The organism is Lacinutrix sp. MEBiC02404 (assembly GCF_053601575.1).
In genome coordinates, this window is record NZ_JBSHNV010000127.1 from 1 (window position 1) to 228 (window position 228).

A 228-nucleotide genomic window follows, 5' to 3' on the forward strand; every position below is an offset into this window, starting at 1 on the left:
TCCATCCGCCGCTGTAGTTGCTGTTGGCTCTCCTGCGTCTAACACGCCATCGCCATCTAAATCAGCAAATACAGTTACTGGAGAAGTGAATCCGGTTTCTGTTCCATTTTGTGTTCCATCACCATCTTCATCGTTATATACGGTTCCGGTTACCGTTCCTGCTGTAGTATATCCATCTGTTCCTGCTGATACTGAACCTCCACCAATTGGTGTAACATTCGTTGGTTC

General features: G+C 46.5%; 1 protein-coding gene. It reads right to left on the bottom strand.

Going from position 1 to position 228, the window contains the following annotated elements:
• Positions 1 to 228 (bottom strand): hypothetical protein (locus tag ACVCXO_RS02980; RefSeq protein WP_452228110.1); only part of this gene is annotated, 228 nt, incomplete at both ends.